At 68.3% G+C, this 1666-nt stretch carries 1 protein-coding gene; it reads left to right on the forward strand.

Going from position 1 to position 1666, the window contains the following annotated elements:
• Positions 1-166: 166 nt before the first annotated feature.
• Complete coding sequence (locus tag K7W42_RS22660; protein WP_224577672.1) at positions 167-1594, forward strand: sensor domain-containing diguanylate cyclase; 1428 nt, start codon at positions 167-169, stop codon at positions 1592-1594.
• Positions 1595-1666 lie beyond the last annotated feature (72 nt).

Genomic DNA, 1666 nt, shown 5'->3' on the forward strand with positions numbered 1-1666 from the left:
TGGCCGTCCACGCCTCGTGCGCTTTATTGGTTGAGGGATGAGGGGCACCAAGATGACCCACTATTCATTCGCCACCCGCACACTTATTACCCAGTTTCCGGATCACCTCTAGACTGAGGGGGCGATGCCAAGGACGCGACGACCCGGGCGGGGCTGGCTGTTCACCGTGATCAGTGCCGTCCTGATCGCCGGGTTCCTGAGCAGCAGCGTGCTGGGGTACGTGGTGGCGCAGCAACAGCTTCGCCGCACCGTGGTGGACGAGATGTTACCCCTGACCGGCGACAACGTGGCCGCCCAGATTCAGAGCGGCATTCAGCGGCCGGTGTTCATCTCGTCGGAAATGGCGAACAACACGTTCCTGCGCGACTGGCTGCAAGAGGGCGAGCAGGACCCGGCGCGCGTGCAGGCATACCTGCAGGCAATTGAACGTCAACACTCGCCGCGTGCGGCGTTCGTGGTCTCCGCCCGCACGGGGCGGTACTACGGCCCGGACGGATTGGTGAAAACCATGAGCGCCCGCACCCCACAGGACGCGTGGTTCTACCGCGTGCAGCAGCTGAGCGCCCCGTACGAGCTGAACGTGGACGTGAACCCTACATACGGTCAGGAGCCGCTGGTGTTCGTGAACTACCGCCTGCTCGCCCCGGACGGCACGTTCCTGGCGGCGACCGGGGTGGGGCTCACGCTGGAGAACGTCCAGCAGCTGCTGCGGTCGTACGACGTGGAATTCCAGCGGCACGTGTACTTTCTGGACGCGCAGGGCAGGGTCGTGCTCGACAGCCGGGCCGACGGGCCAGACGGGCGGAACATCCGCGAGCAGCCAGGCCTGAAGGTCATCGCAGACGCGCTGCTGTCGGACCGGGGCGCGGCGCAGCGGCTCACGTACCGCGCGGGCGGCGCGCAGTATCAGGTGAACGCGCGCTTCATTCCGGAACTCCGTTGGTTTCTGGTCGTGGAGCAGAACGAGACGCGCGCCCTGGCCCCCCTGCGCCGCGTGCTGCTCCTCAGCGCCCTGATCGGCCTGGTGGCGACGACCCTGGTCCTGGCGGCGGTCCTGCCGACCGTCGCCCGCGACCGGCAACAATTACGCCGCGCCGCGCTGACCGACCCGCTCACCGGACTGAAAAACCGCGCGGCGTTCGACGCGGCCCTCGCGGCGCGGCGCGAGGAGGACGGGGCCGTGACGCTGGTGCTGTTCGACCTGGATCACTTCAAAGCTGTGAATGACCGATTTGGGCATCCGGCGGGAGACGAGGTGTTGCGGCGCCTGGCGCACACGGTGCAGGCAGCGGTACGGCGAGGCGACCTGCTGGCCCGTTGGGGGGGCGAAGAATTCATTCTGATGATCGAGGGCACGGCCCTGGAGGGCGCGGCCGTGGCGCAGAAGGTGCGGGCGGCGGTGGCGGACATGGAGTCGGGCGTCCCGGGGCTGCACGTGACGGTCAGTGTGGGCGTGGCGAGCCTGCGCGCGGGGGACGCGCCGCGCGACGTGCTGACCCGCGCGGATGAGGCGCTGTACCGTGCCAAGCAGGGCGGCCGCAACCGCGTAGACATCGCCTCCGAAGCGGACATGCGTTCCACCTCACCGACCTGACAGCGACGTTAACGGGAGGCCCTCACGCCCAGGTCAGGTGGGCGCGCGGGCGAGCAGGTGCCCCTCAATGAA

This window comes from Deinococcus betulae (assembly GCF_020166395.1).
GTDB lineage: Bacteria > Deinococcota > Deinococci > Deinococcales > Deinococcaceae > Deinococcus > Deinococcus betulae.